This is a genomic window from Micromonospora sp. NPDC007271, from assembly GCF_040634005.1.
Taxonomy (GTDB): Bacteria; Actinomycetota; Actinomycetes; order Mycobacteriales; family Micromonosporaceae; genus Micromonospora.
The window spans coordinates 100,469-118,798 of record NZ_JBEYER010000004.1; the positions used below are offsets into that span (position 1 = coordinate 100,469).

Annotated in this window: 12 protein-coding genes and 2 pseudogenes; 5 read left to right on the forward strand and 9 right to left on the reverse strand. The window is 74.7% G+C overall.

Going from position 1 to position 18,330, the window contains the following annotated elements; translation table 11 throughout:
• The first annotated feature begins 30 nt into the window (after positions 1-30).
• Positions 31-1,410 (forward strand): acyltransferase, encoded by a 1,380-nt coding sequence (locus ABZ570_RS03055; RefSeq protein ID WP_358056145.1) that lies wholly within the window; start codon positions 31-33, stop codon positions 1,408-1,410.
• Here the strand turns inward: ABZ570_RS03055 and ABZ570_RS03060 are convergent.
• Together ABZ570_RS03060 and ABZ570_RS03065 are read right to left on the reverse strand one after the other, a co-directional pair.
• Positions 1,382-2,890, reverse strand: a complete 1,509-nt coding sequence (locus ABZ570_RS03060; protein WP_358056147.1) for a CoA-acylating methylmalonate-semialdehyde dehydrogenase — start codon at positions 2,888-2,890, stop codon at positions 1,382-1,384. The two genes, ABZ570_RS03055 and ABZ570_RS03060, sit on opposite strands and share 29 nt — an antisense overlap.
• Positions 2,887-4,194 (reverse strand): aspartate aminotransferase family protein, encoded by a 1,308-nt coding sequence (locus ABZ570_RS03065; protein WP_358056149.1) that lies wholly within the window; start codon positions 4,192-4,194, stop codon positions 2,887-2,889. Before ABZ570_RS03065 ends, ABZ570_RS03060 begins: the two co-directional genes overlap by 4 nt.
• A 308-nt stretch (positions 4,195-4,502) precedes the next feature.
• Here ABZ570_RS03065 and ABZ570_RS03070 point away from each other — a divergent pair, with 308 nt between their 5' ends.
• Positions 4,503-5,480: a hypothetical protein gene (locus tag ABZ570_RS03070; protein WP_358056151.1), complete on the forward strand. Its 978-nt coding sequence runs from the start codon at positions 4,503-4,505 to the stop codon at positions 5,478-5,480.
• Positions 5,481-5,571: 91 nt separating this feature from the next.
• Here the strand turns inward: ABZ570_RS03070 and ABZ570_RS03075 are convergent, their stop codons facing one another.
• Entirely contained in the window at positions 5,572-6,072 is a 501-nt protein-coding gene (locus ABZ570_RS03075) for a hypothetical protein (protein WP_358056153.1), read from the reverse strand.
• 219 nt (positions 6,073-6,291) lie between these two features.
• Here ABZ570_RS03075 and ABZ570_RS03080 point away from each other — a divergent pair, with 219 nt between their 5' ends.
• Positions 6,292-8,880 carry an MXAN_6230/SCO0854 family RING domain-containing protein gene (locus ABZ570_RS03080; protein ID WP_358056155.1) on the forward strand — a complete coding sequence of 863 codons (2,589 nt, stop codon included), beginning with the start codon at positions 6,292-6,294 and terminating at the stop codon, positions 8,878-8,880.
• 50 nt (positions 8,881-8,930) lie between these two features.
• On the opposite strand, the gene murD is transcribed toward ABZ570_RS03080, so the two are convergent.
• Entirely contained in the window at positions 8,931-10,277 is a 1,347-nt protein-coding gene (gene murD / locus ABZ570_RS03085; RefSeq protein ID WP_358056157.1) for a UDP-N-acetylmuramoyl-L-alanine--D-glutamate ligase, read from the reverse strand.
• Positions 10,278-10,367: 90 nt separating this feature from the next.
• On the opposite strand from murD, the gene ABZ570_RS03090 reads away from it, so the two are divergent.
• A complete protein-coding gene (locus tag ABZ570_RS03090) occupies positions 10,368-11,717 on the forward strand; it encodes a hypothetical protein (RefSeq protein WP_358056159.1) in 1,350 nt (449 codons plus the stop codon).
• Positions 11,718-11,768: 51 nt separating this feature from the next.
• Here ABZ570_RS03090 and ABZ570_RS03095 read toward each other — a convergent pair.
• From ABZ570_RS03095 to ABZ570_RS03110, 4 genes and pseudogenes are all read right to left on the reverse strand, one after another.
• Positions 11,769-12,842, reverse strand: a pseudogene (locus ABZ570_RS03095) (helix-turn-helix domain-containing protein); the annotation flags it as partial.
• 171 nt (positions 12,843-13,013) lie between these two features.
• Positions 13,014-13,736 (reverse strand): annotated as a pseudogene (locus ABZ570_RS03100) (PucR family transcriptional regulator ligand-binding domain-containing protein); the annotation flags it as partial.
• Between the two features lie 71 nt (positions 13,737-13,807).
• Entirely contained in the window at positions 13,808-14,635 is an 828-nt protein-coding gene (locus ABZ570_RS03105) for an RNA methyltransferase (RefSeq protein WP_358056214.1), read from the reverse strand.
• A gap of 66 nt (positions 14,636-14,701) precedes the next feature.
• Positions 14,702-15,262 (reverse strand): dihydrofolate reductase family protein, encoded by a 561-nt coding sequence (locus ABZ570_RS03110; RefSeq protein WP_358056161.1) that lies wholly within the window; start codon positions 15,260-15,262, stop codon positions 14,702-14,704.
• A gap of 360 nt (positions 15,263-15,622) precedes the next feature.
• Here ABZ570_RS03110 and ABZ570_RS03115 point away from each other — a divergent pair, with 360 nt between their 5' ends.
• On the forward strand, positions 15,623-16,048 hold the full coding sequence (locus tag ABZ570_RS03115; protein ID WP_358056163.1) for a DUF6210 family protein: 426 nt from the start codon (positions 15,623-15,625) through the stop codon (positions 16,046-16,048).
• Positions 16,049-16,104: 56 nt separating this feature from the next.
• On the opposite strand, the gene ABZ570_RS03120 is transcribed toward ABZ570_RS03115, so the two are convergent.
• On the reverse strand, positions 16,105-18,297 hold the full coding sequence (locus tag ABZ570_RS03120; RefSeq protein WP_358056165.1) for a transglycosylase domain-containing protein: 2,193 nt from the start codon (positions 18,295-18,297) through the stop codon (positions 16,105-16,107).
• Positions 18,298-18,330: the final 33 nt, after the last annotated feature.

Below are 18,330 nucleotides of genomic sequence, written 5' to 3' on the forward strand. Positions count from 1 at the left end.
CGCCCGCGACGGCTGGCATAGCCTGAGCCCATGCGCCGCCTGCGGCAGCTCGCCGAGCGCACGCCGGCCGGGCGGGAGCGCTACGCCGATCTGCTGCGGGCCCTCGCCATCACCATGGTCGTCCTCGGCCACTGGGCCATCACCGTGATCGGGTACGACCGCGCCGACCGGCCCACCGGGCACTCCGCGCTGGGCGATCTCCCCTGGGCCTGGCCGGTGACCTGGGTGGCCCAGGTGATGCCGGTCTTCTTCCTGGTCGGTGGATACGCCAACGCCGCCGCGCTGACCGCCTGGCGGTCCCGCGGCCGATACGCCACCGGCTGGTTGATCGACCGCAGCAGCCGGCTGATCCGACCGACCACCGCGCTGCTGGTGATCCTCGCGCTCGGCGGGGCGATCGCCTGGCTGAGCGGCGCCGACCCCGCCGAGATCCGCACGGTGGTCTGGTTCGCCACCATCCCGCTCTGGTTCCTCGTCGCCTACCTGGTGATGGTCCCGCTGACCCCGGCCATGTACGCGCTGCACCGCCGCGTCGGACTGGTCGCACCACTGGTGCTGGTCGGGCTGGTCGCGCTCGGCGATGTGGGCCGGATCCTCGGCCCGGCCGGCCTGGCCACCGGGAACTACCTCTTCGGCTGGCTGGCCATCCACCAGCTCGGCTTCGCCTGGTACGACGCCCGGCGTCGGAGCCCGGCGGAGCCGGATCAGCGCGTCGCGGACCGTCCCGGCCTGCGCCGGCGGCGGCTGCCCACCTCGCGGCGCGCCGGGGCGGCGCTGCTGCTGACCGGGCTGGTCGCGCTGGTGCTGTTGACCCGCGTCGGACCGTATCCGGTGGCGATGCTGAACGTGCCGGGCGAGCGCCTGAACAACACCGCCCCGCCGAGCGTGGCGCTGCTCGCGGCGGCCACCGCGCAGCTCGGGCTGATCCTGCTGCTGCAGAACCCCGCCCGGCGGTGGCTGCACCGCAGCGGCCCCTGGCAGGCGGTGATCGCGGTGAACGCCGTGGTGCTGACCGTCTTCCTCTGGCACCTGACCGCCGCCGTCCTGCTGGTCAGCCTGCTGAACGCCCTGGGCGTACTGCCCACCCCGCAGGTCGGCTCGGCGGCCTGGTGGGCGTGGCGGGTGCCCTGGCTGCTCGCCCTGGCGGTGGTGCTGGCCGGTCTGGTCGCCGTGTTCGGCCCGATCGAGGCCCGCACCCGCCGGCACGGCAGGGCGAGCGCCGGTGGCCCGGTCCGGACCGCCCTGGTGGCGATCGGGTACGCGGGCGTGGCCACCGGGCTGCTGGTGAACAGCATGACCGGCAAGACCACGCCCGAACCGCTGGGGCTGCCCGCCCCGGCGCTGGTGGCGTACCTGGCCGGGGCGGGCGTGCTGCGGCTGCTCAGGACTGGGTGGGGAAGCCGAGGTTGACCCCGCCGTGACGCGGGTCGAGCCAGCGGCTGGTGACCACCTTGCCCCGGGTGTAGAAGGCGACCCCGTCGGCGCCGTGCGCGTGCAGGTCGCCGAAGAGCGACGCCTTCCAGCCGCCGAACGAGTAGTACGCCATCGGCACCGGGATCGGCACGTTGACGCCGACCATGCCGACCTCCACCTCGTGCTGGTACCGCCGGGCCGCCCCGCCGTCGTTGGTGAAGATCGCCGTGCCGTTGCCGTACGGGTTGGCGTTGACCAGCTCGACCGCCTCGTCGTACGAGCCGACCCGGACCACGCTCAGCACCGGGCCGAAGATCTCGTCGGTGTAGATCGACATCTCCGGGGTGACGTGGTCGAAGAGGGTCGGGCCGAGCCAGAAACCGTCGGCGTCCCCGTCCGGGGTGACCTGCCGCCCGTCCACCACCGGGATCGCGCCGGCCGCGACGCCCGACTCGACGTAGGAGCGGACCCGTTCGGCGTGCGCGGCGGTGACCAGCGGGCCCATGTCGCAGCCGCGCCGCCCGTCGCCGGTACGCAGCCGGGCCATCCGCTCGGCGATCTTCGCGACCAGCGCGTCGGCGACCGGCTCCACCGCCACCAGCGCGGAGATCGCCATGCACCGCTCCCCCGCCGAGCCGAAACCGGCGTTGACCGCCGCGTCGGCGGCCAGGTCCAGGTCGGCGTCGGGGAGCACCACCATGTGGTTCTTCGCCCCACCCAGCGCCTGCACCCGCTTGCCCGCCATCGAGGCGCGCTGGTGCACGTACCGGGCGACCGGGGTGGAGCCGACGAAGGACACCGCCTTCACCCCCGGGTGGTCGAGCAGCGCGTCGACCGCCTCCTTGTCGCCGTTGACCACGTTGAGCACCCCGGCGGGCAGGCCCGCCTCGGCGAACCACTCGGCCAGCAGCAGCGCCGCGCTCGGGTCCTTCTCGCTGGGCTTGAGCACCACGGCGTTGCCGCAGGCCACGGCGACCGGCACGAACCAGAGCGGCACCATCGCCGGAAAGTTGAACGGCGAGATCACCGCCACCACGCCCAGCGGCTGCCGCAGGCTGTACGAGTCGACCTCGGTGGAGACGTTCTCGCTGAACCCGCCGCGCAGCGCCGACGGGATGCCGCAGGCGTACTCGATGACCTCCATGCCGCGCTGCACCTCGCCGGCGGCGTCCGCCAGCACCTTGCCGTGCTCGGCGGTGATCGCCTCGGCGAGCCGGTCCCGCCGCGCGTTGACCAGCTCCCGGAAGGCGAACAGCACGGCCGTCCGCTTCGACAGCGACGCGTCCCGCCAGGCCCGCGCGGCCCGCTCGGCGGACTCCACCGCACCCGCCACGTCCGAGGCGGAGGCCAGCTCGACCAGCGCGGTACGCCGGCCGGTGGCCGGGTCGAAGACGTCGCCACGCCGCTCGGAGTCGCCGCCGACCCGCTTGCCGTCGATGAAGTGCCCGACGACCGTCGCGCTGTCCGCGGTGCTCACGCCGCCACCGCCGAGTCCGCGCCGGAGCGGATGGCGTCGACCAGGATGGCCAGGCCCTCCCGGGCCTCGTCCTCGGTCAGCGTCAGCGGCGGGCCCATCCGCACCACGTTGCCGTAGAGGCCGCCCTTGCCGACCAGCAGGCCACCGGCCCGGCACGCCTCGAAGACCCGGGTGGTGAGCGCCGAGTCGGGTTCGGTGGTGCCCGGGCGGACGAACTCGATGCCGAGCATGAGGCCCTTGCCGCGTACCTCGGCGACGCAGTCCAGGTCGGCCACCGCGGCGCGCAGGCCGTCGCCGAGGATCGCGCCGACCCGCTCGGCATTGGCCTGCAGGTCGTGCTCCAGCAGATAGTCGAGGACGGCGTTGCCGGCCGCGGTGGAGATCGGGTTGCCACCGAAGGTGGAGAAGCTGATCGCCGGCACCGACTCCAGCACCTCGGCCCGGCCGACGACGCCGGCCAGCGCGAAGCCGTTGCCGATGCCCTTGGCGAAGGTGAGCAGGTCCGGGGTGACGCCGTGCGCCTGGTAGCCCCAGAAGTGCTCGCCCGTCCGTCCCCAGCCGGTCTGCACCTCGTCGCTGATCAGCAGGATGCCGTGCTCGTCGAGCACCTTCTTCCAGCCCGCGAAGAGCCCGTCCGGGCCGTGTACGAACCCGCCGACGCCCTGGATCGGCTCGGCGATCAGGCAGGCGACGTCGCCGGAGGTCTGGGTGGCGAGCACCTCCCGCAGGTCCTCCACCGCGGCGTCGATCCGGTCGGACTCGTCGAGCCGGGCCAGCAGGCCGCGCAGCCGCTCGCCGGAGTGCAGCCAGGCCACCTGCAGCGGGTTGAGGGCGCTGGCCGACCAGCTCCGGTTGCCGGTGACGCCCATCGCCGCGTACGACCGGCCGTGGTAGCTGTTGCGCACCGCCAGGATCTGGTGCGAACGGCGGTAGTTGGTGGCGACCAGCAGCGCCGCCTCGTTCGCCTCGGTGCCGGAGTTGGTGAAGAAGACCCGCGCGTCGGGGATGCCGGAGACCCGAGCGATCTTCTCGGCCAACTCCACCTGCTGCCGGATCAGGTAGAGCGTGGAGCTGTGCACGATGCCGGTCCGCAGCTGCCGCTCGACCGCCTCCCGGATCTCCGGGATGTCGTAACCGATCATGTTGGTCAGCACGCCACCGAAGAAGTCCAGGTAGCTGCGGCCCTGCGCGTCGGTCACCCGGCGGCCGGAGCCGGAGACCAGCTCGATCGGTTCGGCGTAGTAGAGCGGCATCCAGGACGGGAGCACGGCCCGGTGCCGGGCCAGCAGGTCGTCGGCAGTCATCGTCGCACCCTTCAGCGGCGGTTGGTCCTCGCACGCTCTCATCGCCCGGAACACCGGAACAACTGTCACTGTGTAGCGCACAGCCCGTCGCCACCTGACATGACGTCAACCGCCGGATGCGGTTTCCGGAGCCGGACGTGCCACCTGCCCGCCTTTCCGCTGGCCGCCGGATCGGTCAGCCACTCGATCCGCAGCGCCCGCCGCCGGACCGGCCGGACAGCAGCGGCGACGGCGGCCTGGGTGGACCGGGCTGGCCACGATCCACAACGGCCGGTGTCCGGCTACCGACGGGCGGTAGCATCCGCCGGGTGCGGACGAGGGAGGTGGCGCTGCCGGCCGGCGCGGCGGGAACGACCGACGGGCAGCTCGCGGCGGGGGTACGGGCCTGGGTCGAGTCCGCACCGCTGCGCGGCCTGGTCGGATGGTTCGGCGGCGAGTGGCCGGCCGGCGACCTGTCGGCGGTGCTGGCCGCGCTGGACGACTTCTCCGCCCGGCACTGGGACTTCCGCCAGGGGCGGGAACGCCCCGAGGCCCGCGAGCCGGCCTTCGACCCGGCCACGGTCCGGCTGGTGCTCGACGCGGCGGCGGCGCTGGGTCTGGTCCGGGCCGTCCCGCCGGCCCTGCCCCGGTACGCCCACCTGCTGGTGCTCGGCGGGCTGGCGCACGCCTGCCTGCGGCGCACCGCGTACGCCGCGCATCTGGTGCGTACGGTCGCGGAGGTCTCCGGCGAGGTGGCGGTGCTGGGCAGCTGCCGGACGCTCTCCCCGGCCGAGTCGCGGCTGCTCGCCGACGCCGGGACACGCGGCTGCGTGACCGAGGTGGACGCCCTCGACGCGGGCGTGCGGGCCGCGTTCGGGGTGAGCGCGCCGAGCGAGGAGACCGGCGAGGAGGCGGACCACCCGCACCGGGCGTGGTCCTCACGCACCTACCGCCCGGCCGGCCGGCCCCCGGTCCGCGTCCTCGCCGCCCCGTCCAGCGAGCCGGACCGGCGCCGGGCGCACACCGCCGACACCCAGCGGTTCTGGGCCGAGCACGTCCGGCTGCGGGCCGGCGATCCGGTGCTGATGGTGACCGCGCAGATCTACGTGCCGTTCCAGCACTGCGACGCGCTGCGCACCCTCGCCGTGCCGTACGGCTGCGGGATCGACACGGTCGGCGTCGACCCGGGGCTGGCCGCGCTGGCCGGGGTGCCGGAACCGACGCTGACCCCGGGCCGCTACCTCCAGGAGATCCGCTCGGCGATCCGGTCGATGCGCGCCCTGCACGCCGTCCTGCCGGCCGGCTGAGTTCCGAACGGGCCGCCGCTGGCCGACCCGTGGGTCGGCATCGCCCGGGAAGGGCTCACTGCCCCTGCGGCGGGACCGGCCGGACCGGTCCTCAGCCGGCCGGGACGTCGTCCAGCGGGACCGGCTCCACCGCCCGGGACCGCGGGCGGGCGGTGACCACCGAGACGACCGCCCAGGCCAGGGCGACGAGCAGCGCGCCGGCGGCCATCGGGACCAGGGCGGACCGCACCGCGGCCGGGGAGAACGCCCACGCCTGGTTGGTGTCGGCGAGCACCCGCAGTCGGCGCGCCCCGTCGGGGACGGCCACCTCCCACTCGTACGCCGAGTTCGGTTCGGCGGTGAGGACCTGCCAGGACTCGCCCACCGCGACGCCGTGGACCGGCCCCGCGTAGCCGTGCGAGCCGCGGGTCCAGTTGCCGACGCACCGGCTGTGCCGCTGCTCCTGCCGGTCGTAGGTGACGTAGCAGTGGTCCACGGTGGCGCGCGGATCGTCCCCGGGCCACCACCCGGCCAGCCACCCGGTCGCCCCGGCGCCGAGCCCGCCGAGGACGAGCACCACGGTGAGGCGGGCCAACATCGGGATGCTCGACACGTTCACTCCGATCGTCGGGCGAGGCGATCCAATGTAAGCCGATGACGATGCCCGCCGCTGCCCCGGGCGGCTCGGAAACCGGGCTGCGTCCGGCGGCCCGGCCCCGGTAGCCTTCCGGCACGGCGAGGGCGGCTCCGAGCGCGCTTCCTTCTCGAATCCTTTGGCAGAGACCTAGCGCGCCCGATCTCCGTCCTCGCCGCTTCCGCTACGGGGGTGAAGATGCGACTGACGGTTCCGACCAAGACCTCCGGCGTACACCCGGTCGCCGTGGCGTTGGTCCGCCGCGCCGGCCTGGTCGCCCCCGGCCTGCTGCACGGCGGGCGCAAGATCCGCCGTGCCGGCCGTCGGCCGGCCGGCACCGCCGAAGGGGTGACCGCGCTGGAGGCGGACGTCCTCGCGCTCGGCTGGCTGATCGGCCGCCGGCTGCGCGCCGCGCTGGCCGCGCTGCCCGCCGAGCGGCTCGCCGCGGTCGGCCACGGCCTGCTGGCCACCCTCGAGACGGCGGTCGGCGCGCACGCTCCACACGTCCCGCTGTTCAAGGACTTCCCGCGCCGGGTGCCCGCCGACACGCAGGAGCTGTACGTCCGGCGCATGTTCACGCTGCTCCTCCAGCAGCCGGACCAGCCCTGCGTGCTCTGCGGCCGGGTCCGCACCGTCCACCCGGTGTCGCCCTGCGCCCACCTGACCTGCGTCGCCTGCTGGGACGAGGGCTACTCGGCCTGCCCGATCTGCCACCGTCGGATCACCGACGGGCCCTTCCTGCCGGTCGTCGCGCCGCCGAGCGGCGGTCGTACCCTGCCCCTGCCCCGCCGGGCCGAGGTGCTGGAACTCGCCGACGATGTCGACCACGCGGTGCACCACGCGCTCGGCGCGCTGCTGGCCCGGCGTACCCCGCTCTCCCCCGCCGACCGGCGCGATCTGCTGGCCCTGATCGACCACGCCGGCCCGGCGGAGCCGACCTGGCTGCCCGACGAGGTGCCGGTCCGGGAGACCCGGGCGCTGCTGCTGGACCGGCTGCTCACCGGGCCCGTCGACCCGGCCCGGGCCGCGGCCCTGCTGGGCCGCCACGTGGACACCGCCACCGACGTGCTCCGGCTGCTCGCCGTCCGCGACGGCGGCGACCCGGGGCTGGTGGAGCCGCCGAAGCGGCGCGGCTCGCTGCCCCGGCCGCTGCGCCGGGCGCTGCTGGCCCGGCTGGACGCGCTGGGCCTGCCCGCCCTGCTGGCGGACCTGCCCCGGCACCGGGACCGCTGGCTCGCCGCCGCCGAGAACCTGCACCCGTTCGAGCAGCCGGCCCGGCACCCGCAGGCGGCCACCGCCTTCGCCGTGCTGCGCCGTACCACGGTGACGCCGGACAGCCGGCTCGGGCGGGTGGTCGCCGAGGTGGTGGCCGCGTACGCTCCGCTGGTCCGGCCGGCGGCGGGGCGGCTGGTCGCCGCCTCCCCGGCCGCCCGGGTCGAGGCAGCCCTCGCCGACGGCGACGTCGGCACCGCCGTCGAACTGCTCGCTCGCCGGCCCGGTGAGCTGCTGCGCCGCACGGTCGCGCTGGCGGCCCGCGGGGGCGATCCGGAGCGGCTGCCCGCAGCGGTGGCCGCGGCCGCCCGTACCGTGTCACCCGGCGTGCTGATCGCCGCCCTCGGTGCGGTACGCGCCGCGAGCTGGCCCGCCGGCACCCGGCTCTTCTTCCCGCGTGGGGGCCGCGCGCGGCTCTGGGCCGAGCCGGACCGCCGGCCGCGGCTGCCCGCCGCCGTCGGGGGCAATCTGGAGGAGCTGCTGGTCACGGAGCTGCGGGCCCGGGCGGCCCGGCTGCCCCGCGTCGAGGTGGCGCTGCTGGACGCGGCGCTGGCCGACCTGGTGGCGCCCTTCGCCGAGCGGACCGCCTCGGACGCACTGGTCCGGCTGCCCCGCGGCAGCGCGCGACCGCTGCCGGACGGCCGGCGGGTGCGACTCTTCCTGCACTGGACCGAACCGGCCGGCACCCGCGTCGACCTGGACCTCTCGGTCGCGATGATCGCCGACGACGGTGGTTTCGTCGGCTGGTGCGACTACACCCGGCTGCGATTCGGCGAGACGGCGGCGGTCCACTCCGGAGACCTGACCTCGGCGCCGGCCCCGCTGGGCGCGAGCGAGTTCGTCGACCTCGACATCCCCGCCCTGACCCGGCGCGGGATCCGATACGTGGCGATGGTGGTGTTCAGCTACAACGACGTGCCGTTCGAGGAGATGACCGACGCCTTCGCCGGGTTCATGGGCGACCCGGGCAACGGGGCGCCGTTTGAGCCGAAGGCGGTCGAGCAGCGGTTCGACCTCACCGGCCGGGTCAAGATCGCCACCCCGCTCCTGGTGGACCTCCGCTCCCGGACCCTGCGCTGGATCGACGCCACCATGAGCGGCACCGGTGGCCAGCATTCGGTGGCCCGCTACTCGCGCACCCTCGCGCGGCTCACCGTGGCCGCCGACCAGCACTTCGCCGCCGGGCGCCGGGTGAGCCTGTGGGAGCTGGCCTGCTGGCACGCCGCCGGACGGGCCGACACCGTGCTGGTCCGGGGCCGCGACGGCGTGCTCACCGGCTACCGCCGTGCCACCGGCGAGTCGGCGGCGTCCTTCGCGGCGCGGCTGGCCGCACTGGGGCCGGCCGACGGGGTGCCGCCCGACGCGGAGCCGCGCTTCGCCGCGCTGGTGCGGGGCGACCTCCCGCTCCCCGCCGGGGCGCAGGCGTACGCGCTGCACCGGGCCGACCTGGACGCCGCGCGGGTCACCCCGCTCGACGCGGCCGACCTGGTCGCCGCCCTCGCACCGCGGCGCTGACCGAGGGTTCGGTGCCCGGCCCGCGCCGGGCACCAGCTCCGCCCCGGGCCTCAGCGAACGGTGTCGGCGACCGCCTGCGCGAACACCTCCGACCGGTGCTCGAAGTTGCGGAACCGGCCGTAGCTCGGCGCGGCCGGGGAGAGCAGCACCACGCCGCCGGCCGGGGTGAGCTTGCGGGACAGCCCCACCGCCGCCACCAGGTCCTCGGCGAGTTCGGTCCGCACCCCCGACAGCCCGGCGAGCGCCTCGACGATCCGCGGGCCGCTGTCCGGAATGCCGATCACGGTGATCTCCCGCTCGGCCAGGTGGTCGCGCAGCGGGGTGTAGTCCAGGCCCCGGTCGGTGCCACCGACGATCACCGTCAGCGGCCGGCCCTCGTACGCGTCGATCGCGTGCATCGCCGCGTACGGGCTGGTGGCCAGGGTGTCGTCGACGAAGGTGACCCCCGACGGGTCGGGGATCTCGGTGAGCCGGTGGGCCAGCCCCTGGAACCCGGCGACCGCCACGGCCAGGCTGTCCTTGCGGCCCACCACGTCGACGCCGAGCGCGTCCAGCACGGCCAGGGCCACGCAGAGGTTGCTCTCGTTGTGCCGGCCGACCAGGGGCAGCACCCCGCGCGGAAAGAGCGGCGTGTCCCGCAGGTGGAACCAGGGGGCACCGTCCGGGCCGGAGGCGACGTGGGTGGCGCTCGGCAGGCCGGCCCGCACCGCGGCCCGGTCGCCCAGCTCCAGGGCGAGCCGCGGATCGGCGCCGTTGACCACCACCGTGTGCGGGCCGTGCGCGATCAGGTTGAGCTTGTCCCGGTAGTACTCCCGCTCGCCGCCGTGCGCGTCGAGGTGCTCGGGGAACAGGGCGGTGACCACCGCCACCCGGGGCGACTCGGTCAGGTCGGCGCACTGGTAGCTGGACAGCTCCAGCACGTACAGCGGCGCCTCGGGCAGGTCCAGCAGCGGCACGCCGATGTTGCCGCCGAAGACGTTCGGCCGGTCCATCGCGGTGAGCAGGTGGCTGATCAGGCTGGACGTGGTGCTCTTGCCCTTGCTGCCGGTGACCCCCACCGTCCGGTCCCCGTGGTCGGCCATCCAGAGCGCACTGCCCTGGGTGACGGGGACGGCCCGGCGGCGCAGCTCGACCATCCACGGATGGACGCTCGGCACCCCCGGCGACCGGACCACCACGTCGGCGGCGGCCAGCCGGGCGAAACCCTCCTCCCCGGTCACCAGCGGCGCGGCGGCGGCGACCGGCCCCTCCCAGGGCAGGCTGAGGAAGTTCGTGCTGTCGTCGACGGCGACCAGGCCGGCCGGGCCGTGCGCGGCGATCGCGGTCACCGCGGCCCGGCCCTCCCGACCGGCACCCCAGACGGCGACATGACGTCCGCGCAGATCAGACAGGCGCACAGGCTCTCCTCGGGGGTTGCGACGGGCGGTCGGCGGGCGCGGTCCGACACAGCCGGACACGGCCGGACGAACCAGGGCCTAGTATGGCGTGTGCCCAACGAGCAGCTCCGGCGGATGGACGCCTTCACCTTCCCGTCCTACTCGATCGACTTCGCCACCGGCGAGGCGTTGTTCGACTACGCCCTCACGGGGCCGGACGGCGAGCAGCGGTTCACCGAGGCGATCACCCTCCCGCTGCCGGCCGAGCCGATCTCCGACGAGACCGCGGCCAGCCTCTCCCGGGTCCTCGAACTGCTGCACGTCGTCGCCGGGGTCAGCTACTACAAGGCCGCCGCGCCGCGCCGGCTGGTGCTGCCGGCGCCGCTGGGCGCCGCCGCCGTCGAGCTGGTCACCGCCGTCTACACCAAGGGCCTCGCCGAGTACGCGTACCGCAACCAGCTGCCGCACGTGCTGGAGCTGCGCCCGGAGGTGCCGGCCGGCGAGGTCAGCCCACCCCGGGTGTACGACGGCTCGGACCGCCGCCCGCTCTCCGCCGTCGGCGGCGGCAAGGACTCCATCGTCAGCCTGGAGGCGCTGCGCCGGGCCGGCTTCGACCCGGTGCCCTTCTCGGTCAACCCCAACCACGTCATCGTCTCGGTCAACCAGGCGTCCGACCTGGTGCCCCTCGCAGCCCGGCGCCGGATCGACCCGGTGCTGTTCGACCTCAACGCGGCCGGCGCGCTCAACGGGCACATCCCGGTCACCGCGATCAACTCGCTGATCGCGGTCGCCACCGCCGTGCTGCACGGGCTCGGCCCGGTGGTGATGTCCAACGAGCGCTCGGCGTCCGACCCGAACCTGGTCTGGCACGGCCACGAGATCAACCACCAGTGGTCCAAGGGCGTCGAGGCGGAGGGGCTGCTGCGGGCGGCCCTGGCGGAGCACGCCGGGCTCACCGAACCGTACTTCTCCCTGCTGCGGTCGCTGTCCGAGCTGCACATCGCCCGGCTCTTCGCCGAGATCGACCGGTACGACCCGGTGGTGACCAGCTGCAACGCCGCGTTCAAGCTGCGCGACGCGAGCGAACGATGGTGCCGGGACTGCCCCAAGTGCCGGTTCGTCTTCCTGGCCATGGCGCCGTTCATGACCCGGGAGCGGATCACCCGCATCTTCGGCGGTGACCTGCTCGCCGACACCACCCAGATCCCCGGCTACCGGGAGCTGCTCGGCATCGACGGGCACAAGCCGTTCGAGTGCGTCGGCGAGGTGGAGGAGTCGGTGGTGGCGCTGAGCCTGCTCGCCCAGCAGGAGCAGTGGCGCGACGCCCCGGTGGTGCGCGCCCTGGTGGACGCGCTGCCGGACACGGCGTGGTCGGCGGCGGCCGCCTCCGACGTCTTCACCCCCGCCGGCCCCACCTTCGTCCCCCCGGCGTACGCCAAGGCGCTGGCGGCGCTGGCCTGACGGTCGCCCGCGCCCTCCTGTCCGGGTCGGCCCGCCACGGCTGACCGACGGCTACGGCACCCGCACGGCGTCCAGCGCGACCAGGGCGACGTGCAGGGAGAGGCAGACCTCGACCGAGTCGAGATCCACGTCGAGGATCCGGCCGATGCGGGCCAGCCGCTCGTAGAACGCCGGCCGGGACAGGTGCGCCGCTGCCGCCGCCGCCGACTTGTTCCGGCCCTGCTCCAGGTACGCCCGCAGGGTGTCGAGCAGCTGCTCGCGGGGGTGCTGGGCGTCGTAGGTCAGCAGCGCGCCGAGTTCCCGCTCGACGAAGGTCTGCAACCGCGGCTCGTCCCGCAGCAGGTGCAGCAGCCCGGCGAGCCCGACGTGCGGCAGCCGGAAGATCGGCAGATCCCGCCGGTCCCGGCGGGCCGCCTCGGCGATCTGCCGCGCCTCGACCAGCGACCGTCTCGCCTCCCGCAGGCTGCCCACCCCGGACCCGGCCGCGACGATCACGGCTGCGGGACCGGCCACCCGGAGCGCACCGGCAGGGACCTGGCCCGGCCGGACCACCCCGTTGACGGCCCGGGCCGAGGCCAGCGGGGCCCGGGCCGATCCGTCGGCCGGCCCTACGGGCGGGGCGGAGCGGGGGGCCGGCGGGCGGGCCGGAGCGGCGTCGAGGCGTACCCGACGCAGTGCCGTGGCGAACGCGGCGAGCGCCTTCTCCTCGGCGGCCGGATCGGGCAGCGCGAGCAGCGCGCCCACCGCATGGTCGTCGACGGCGCTGGTCAGGGCGGTGAGCCGGGCCTCCCGCAGCGCCTGGCCGACCGCCTCCGCGAGATCCCGCAGCCGGGCCGGGCCGGCCTCCGGCTCGGCGTCGACGCCCGGCGCCCCGCCCTCCCCGGCCGGGTCGTCGGCCCGGTAGCGGACCACCACGCCGACCAGGTGCCGGCGGTCCAGCGGCACGCCGAGCGCCTTGGCCCGCAGCGCCACCTCGTCCACCGGACGGGAGTGGTTGAGCAGGGCGGTGAGCAGGGTGCGGTGGATCTGCCGTTCCAGCCCCTCGGCGTCGCGGCGGATCAGCCGGTTCAGGGCGAGGGTGGAGGCGGCCCGCTCGATCAGGATGGTGAGCCGGGTGGGCGGGGTGCCCGGAGCGGTGGCGTGCGGGCCGGCCACCACGTCGGCACCCGGTCCCCGCGGCGGCGTCCCGCCACCGCTCGGTTCGGCCGGCACGGGATCGGCCGGGGCATCCGGCGGCTCCGCGCCGCCGTCGTCGGCCGGCAACGCCCGGCTGGTGGTCAGTTCCCCGCGGGCGGGCCAGCGCAGCAGCAACCGCCCCCAGTCCTGGCCGCGCGCGCCGACGATGGTCACCAGCCACCCGCTGTCCGGGTCGTACGCGGTGCGTCCATCGGGGCGGATCCCCCGGGAGTGCTGCTCCCAGCGGTCCAGCAGCAGCTCGGCGCTCTCCCCCGCCGGGTCGTACGCGAGCACCTGCCGGGAGAGGTTCTCCAGCACCACCGGGCACCCGGACAGCTCGGCGGCCTGCCGCACCACCTCGGCGGCGCCGGCGCCCTCCACGGAGAGCTCGGTGAACCGCTGGTGGATCTCCTCGGTGGCCCGCAGTTCGGTGAGCTGGGCGTCCACGATCAGCGCGTGCACCGCCTCGGTGATCCGCACGAACGGGGTGGTCCGGCGCAGCTCGACCAGGGGCAGCCCGCGTCGCTCGGCGGCGGCGGCCATCACCCGCGGCACCCCGCTGACGTAGCGGCGCCCCAGCTCCACCACCAGCCCGGAGACCCCCACGTCGGCCAGGTCGCCGACGAACGCGCGCAGCCCGGCGTCATCGGCCGGCAGCCCGATGCCGGTGGTGAGCACCAGTTCACCGCCACCGAGCAGGGTGGCGATGTCCGGCACCTCGGCGACGTGCACCCAGCGGACCGGCCGGTCCAGGCCCGCGTCGCCGGCCACCAGGCGCGGGGCGCCGTGGCGTACGGGCACCAGGGCCAGCACCTCACGCACGGTAGGGAACACGGGCGACACGTTACCGTCGGTGATCTGGAAACTCGACTACCCGCGGGGGCCCGGTCGGTCGCCGGGCGGCCGGTGGGGGCTCAGCGGGGGTCGTCGCGGCCCAGCTCCCAGCAGGCCACGGCGGTGGCGGCGGCGACGTTGAGCGAGTCCACCCCGCGCCGCATCGGGATCACCACCCGCACGTCGCTGGCGTCCATCGCCGCCCGGGTCAGGCCGGCCCCCTCGGCGCCCATCAGCAGCGCCGCCCGGGCCCGCTGGGTCGCGTCCAGCCGCTGGATCGGCACCGCGTCCGGCGCGGGCGTCATCGCCAGCACCGTGAAGCCGGCGGCCCGGACCTGGGCGAGCGCGTCCGGCCAGGGCTCCAGCTTCGCGTACGGGACGGCGAAGACCTCGCCCATGCTGACCCGTACGCTGCGCCGGTAGAGCGGGTCCGCGCAGGTCGGCGACAGCAGGACGGCGTCCACCCCGAGCGCGGCCACCGCCCGGAAGATCGCGCCCAGGTTGGTGTGGTTGTTGACGTCCTCCAGGATCACCACCCGGCGGGCGTCGGCCAGCACCTCGGCGGCGGCCGGCAGCGGCTTGCGGTGGAACGAGGCGAGCACGCCCCGGTGCACGTGGAAGCCGGTGGCCCGCTGGAGCACCTCCGGGGTGGCCGCGTACACCGGGACGTCCCCGGTGTCCAGGTCGGCGAGCTGGTCGACCCGCTTGGCGTCGACCAGGTACGACCGGGCCGGGTAGCCGGCCCGCAACGCCCGCCGCAGCACCAGCTCACCCTCGGCGATGAACAGGCCGTGGGGGGGCTCCCACCGGGTCCGCAGCTCCACGTCGGTGAGCGCGCGGTAGTCGGCGATCCGATCGTCGTCGGGGTCAATGATCTCGTGGACGGGCACCGCACGATTCTGCCGTATGAAAGGAAGGGCCCCTTGTTAACGCCTCTGGTAGAGAAGGGCTCCCCTCTCACCAGGGCGTGCAACTCAGCGGCTCCGCTCGTAGCGCAGCAGCACCGAGCGGCCGTCAAAACCGCGGGTCTCCACCAGCCGCAGGTCGAGGCGGTCCTTGCCGGGGAAGACCGGCGTGCCGCCGCCGAGCACCACCGGATGCACGACCACCTGGTACTCGTCGATCAGGCCCAGGTCGGTGAGCGCCGCCGCAGCCCCCGAGCCCCCGGTGAGCAGCAGATCCTTGCCGGGCCGGGACTTCAGCTCGGCGACCTCGGTGGCCAGGTCGCGGCCGATCACCCGGGCGCCGTACTCGGCGTCCTCCAGCGTGCGCGAGATGACGACCTTCGGGGTACGCCGCCAGACCGGGGCGAACCCCAGGTCGTGCGGGTCCTGGGAGATCTGCTCCGCGCGCGGCCAGTACCAGGACATCAACCCCCACACCTTGCGGCCGTAGAGGAAGGTGTCGGCCCGGTCGCACAGCTCGAAGGAGTACGCGGACAGCTCCGGCAGCATGGCGGGCCAGTCGAACTCGCCGTTCGGGCCCTCGATGAAGCCGTCGACGGACTGGTGCACCCAGTAGACGAGCTTGCGCATGGTGTCCTCCTGCTCGGTGGCGCCCCGGCGGGCGCGCTCACCGGTGGGTCGGAGCCACCCGACCGAATCCGACAGCCGGCGCGGCCTTTTTCCGCCGGGTTTGCGGGCGGCTACCGTCTCGACCCGTGGCCCGTCCCATGATGATCGCCGTGGTCGGGGTCGACGGCTCCGGGCAAGAGCACCCAGGCCCGGGCGCTGGCCCGCCGGATGGGGTGGCGCTGTTCGGCCGTACCCTCCATCCCCGGCTGGTTGGAGGAGTGGATCGCCGGTCGGATGTTCCGCGTCGGCCCGCGCTGACCCGATCGGCACCCCCCGGGAATCCGGTGGCACGCGCCGGACGCCACCAGCAGACTGTCCCGCATGGCGCCCCCGCGTTACGTCTTCCTCGATCCGGACGGCACCGGCGAGGATTGGCTCTTCGTCATCGTGGCGGCGCCCACCGGGATCCGTTACCAGCAACAGTACGGCGGCACGGCCTGCCGCCAGGGCCAGCTCGAAGGCTTTCTGGTCCCGGTCGCCGGCGCGGACGCGGTGCCCGCGCTCCGGCAGCTGTTCGAGGGCCACTTCCGCGGTGCCGGGACGTGGAACCACCGCTGGTCGCCGGAGGAGGCCGGCCGGCTCCGGGACATCGTCGCCGACGTCACGTACTGGGCGTGCGACGGCTGGGACGAGGATCCGCACCCGCTGCGTTGGGACGAAACACGCTCGGGAGACACCGACGAGGCGTGGGTGCCGGTGCTCACCCCGGACGGCCCGGGGATGCTGGTCTGGGCCAACTCGGACTGAAGCCCCCGCCGTCACCACGAAAGGACGGCGGGGGCCGGGTCCGGGCCGCGTCCGGGTCAGCCGCGGCCGCGGTTCTGGAACCAGCGCAGGAGGTCGGGGGGCAGGGAACGCTGGTCCTGCTGTTGCGGGCTCGGCTGCGGCTGCGGGCGCTGCGGGTCGCCGGCCAGCTCCTGGCTCGGCGCGGTGAAGTCCTGCACCGGCTTGCCGTCCACCGCCGTCCGGATCACCCGGGCGACCGCGTCGATCACCTTCGCCTGCACCGCCGAGCCGACCAGGTCGGTCGCGTCGTCCGGGTTGGCCGCGATGCCGGCGACGGCCACCTGCGGGGTGAACCCGACGAACGTCTCGGTGGCGTTCTGCTCGGAGCTACCGGTCTTGCCGGCGACCGGCCGGCCGACGATCCGGTCGACCGAGGTGGCGGTGCCGCCGTTGCACTGCCCGTACGCCGACTGCTGGCCTACCGGGCAGCGGGCGGCGTCGGTGGCGGCCCGGGCCACGTCCGGGTCCAGGACCCGCTTGCAGGACGGCTGCCCGACGTCGACCTGCTCGCCGTTGGCCGCGGTCACCGAGACGACCGGCAGCGGGGAGCAGTACGTCCCCTCAGCCGCCACGGTGGCGTACGCGTTGGCCAGGTCGAGCGGGGTGGTGGCGGCCACGCCCAGGGTGAACGCGCCCCAGTTGGCCGCGTTGTCCCGGGCGAAGGCGGCGTCGGAGTCGGCCCGGAAGGTGATGCCGAGCCGCTGCGCCATCTCCACCACCTTGTCCTCGCCGACCTGTTCGGCCAGCCAGACGAAGTAGGTGTTCACGGAGCGGCCGAAGCCGTCCCACATCATCCGGTAGCCGTCCATCCACTGCGGGTTGGCGTTGCCCGGGCACCACTTGCCGTCGCAGTTGCCCTCGTCGTTCGAGGCGTACCGGGTGGGCAGCTTGGCCGGGGCGTCGAAGCCGGTCGACAGCGGCTTGCCGGCCTCGAGGGCGGCGAGCATGGTGAACAGCTTGAACGTCGAACCGGCCTGGTAGCCGTCGACGCTGGCGCCGCCGGAGATCAGCGGGTTGACGGTGTTCGGGCGGTTGGGCTGCCCGGGCGGGTTGTCGGCCAGGCTGTAGTGCCGGTTGACCGCCATGGCGAGCACCCGTCCGGTGCCCGGTTCGACCGCGGCGATCGGTGCGGCGCGCTTGTTGTCGTACCCGTAGATCGCGGTGGCCTGCTGCTGCGCGGTCTGCTGGATCTTCGGGTCCAGCGAGGTGACCACCGTGTAGCCGCCGCGGCGCAGCGCCTGCTCACGCTCCTTGGCGGTGTCGCCGAAGGCCGGCTGGGTCAGCCACCAGCGGCGGAGGTAGTCGCAGAAGAAGCCCCAGTCGTCGTGCCCCTGGGCGACTGCGGTGCAGCCGTTGGGCTGGGCGGTCGGGTGCAGGGTGAGCGGCTCCGCCTTGGCCGTCGCGGCCTGCTGCGGCGTGATCGCGCCGGTCTCGGCCATCGCGTCGAGCACGTACGCCCGGCGGGCGAGGGCCTTGTCCTTGTCCCCGTCGATCGGGCTGTACGCGTCGGGCGACTGGACCAGGCCGGCGAGCAGGGCCGCCTCGGCCAGGGTCAGGTCGGCGGGTGTCTTGCCGAAGTAGCGCTGGCTGGCGGCGGCGACGCCGTACGCGCCGGAGCCGAAGTACGCGATGTTGAGGTAGCGGTTGAGGATCTCGTCCTTGCTGAGCGTCTTCTCCAGGGCGGTCGCGTACCGGATCTCCTGGAGCTTGCGCCCGACGGTCTGCTCGGTGGCGGCCTGCCGCTCCTCCGCGGTGCGGGTGGGGTCGGTCTTGAGCACGTTGCGGACGTACTGCATGGTCAGCGTGGACCCGCCCTGCTCGGTGCCGCCACCGGTGACGTTGGCGACCAGGGCGCGGAGGAGCCCCCGCGGGTCGGCGCCGCCGTGGGAGTAGAAGCGGCGGTCCTCGGCGGCCACGATCGCCTGCCGCATCACCGGGGCGATCTCGGCGAGGGGCACGTCGGTGCGGTTGACGTCGTAGAACGTCGTGATCAGGGTCTTGCCGTCGTTGGCGTAGAGGTAGGAGCGCTGGGGCTGGGCGGGGGTGCGCAGCGCGTCGGGCAGCTGCGCGTACGCCCCGAGGGCCGCCTTGGTGACGAGCCCGCCGACCAGGTTGCCGGGCAGCGCGGCGACCGCGAGGACGAGCCCGGCGAGGACGCCGGCGAGCAGCACGGTGAGGAGCCGCGACAGCGGCGACCGGGGAGACGGCATGGACACCAGATTGCCGCGAATGCCACCAACCGA

Bases quoted from the DNA above. Each gene is read 5' to 3' on its own strand.
- ABZ570_RS03120 (WP_358056165.1), bottom strand. From the start codon at position 18,297: ATGCCGTCTCCCCGGTCGCCGCTGTCGCGGCTCCTCACCGTGCTGCTC.
- ABZ570_RS03115 (WP_358056163.1), top strand. From the start codon at position 15,623: ATGGCGCCCCCGCGTTACGTCTTCCTCGATCCGGACGGCACCGGCGAG.
- ABZ570_RS03080 (WP_358056155.1), top strand. From the start codon at position 6,292: ATGCGACTGACGGTTCCGACCAAGACCTCCGGCGTACACCCGGTCGCC.
- ABZ570_RS03110 (WP_358056161.1), bottom strand. From the start codon at position 15,262: ATGCGCAAGCTCGTCTACTGGGTGCACCAGTCCGTCGACGGCTTCATC.
- ABZ570_RS03055 (WP_358056145.1), top strand. From the start codon at position 31: ATGCGCCGCCTGCGGCAGCTCGCCGAGCGCACGCCGGCCGGGCGGGAG.
- ABZ570_RS03065 (WP_358056149.1), bottom strand. From the start codon at position 4,194: ATGACTGCCGACGACCTGCTGGCCCGGCACCGGGCCGTGCTCCCGTCC.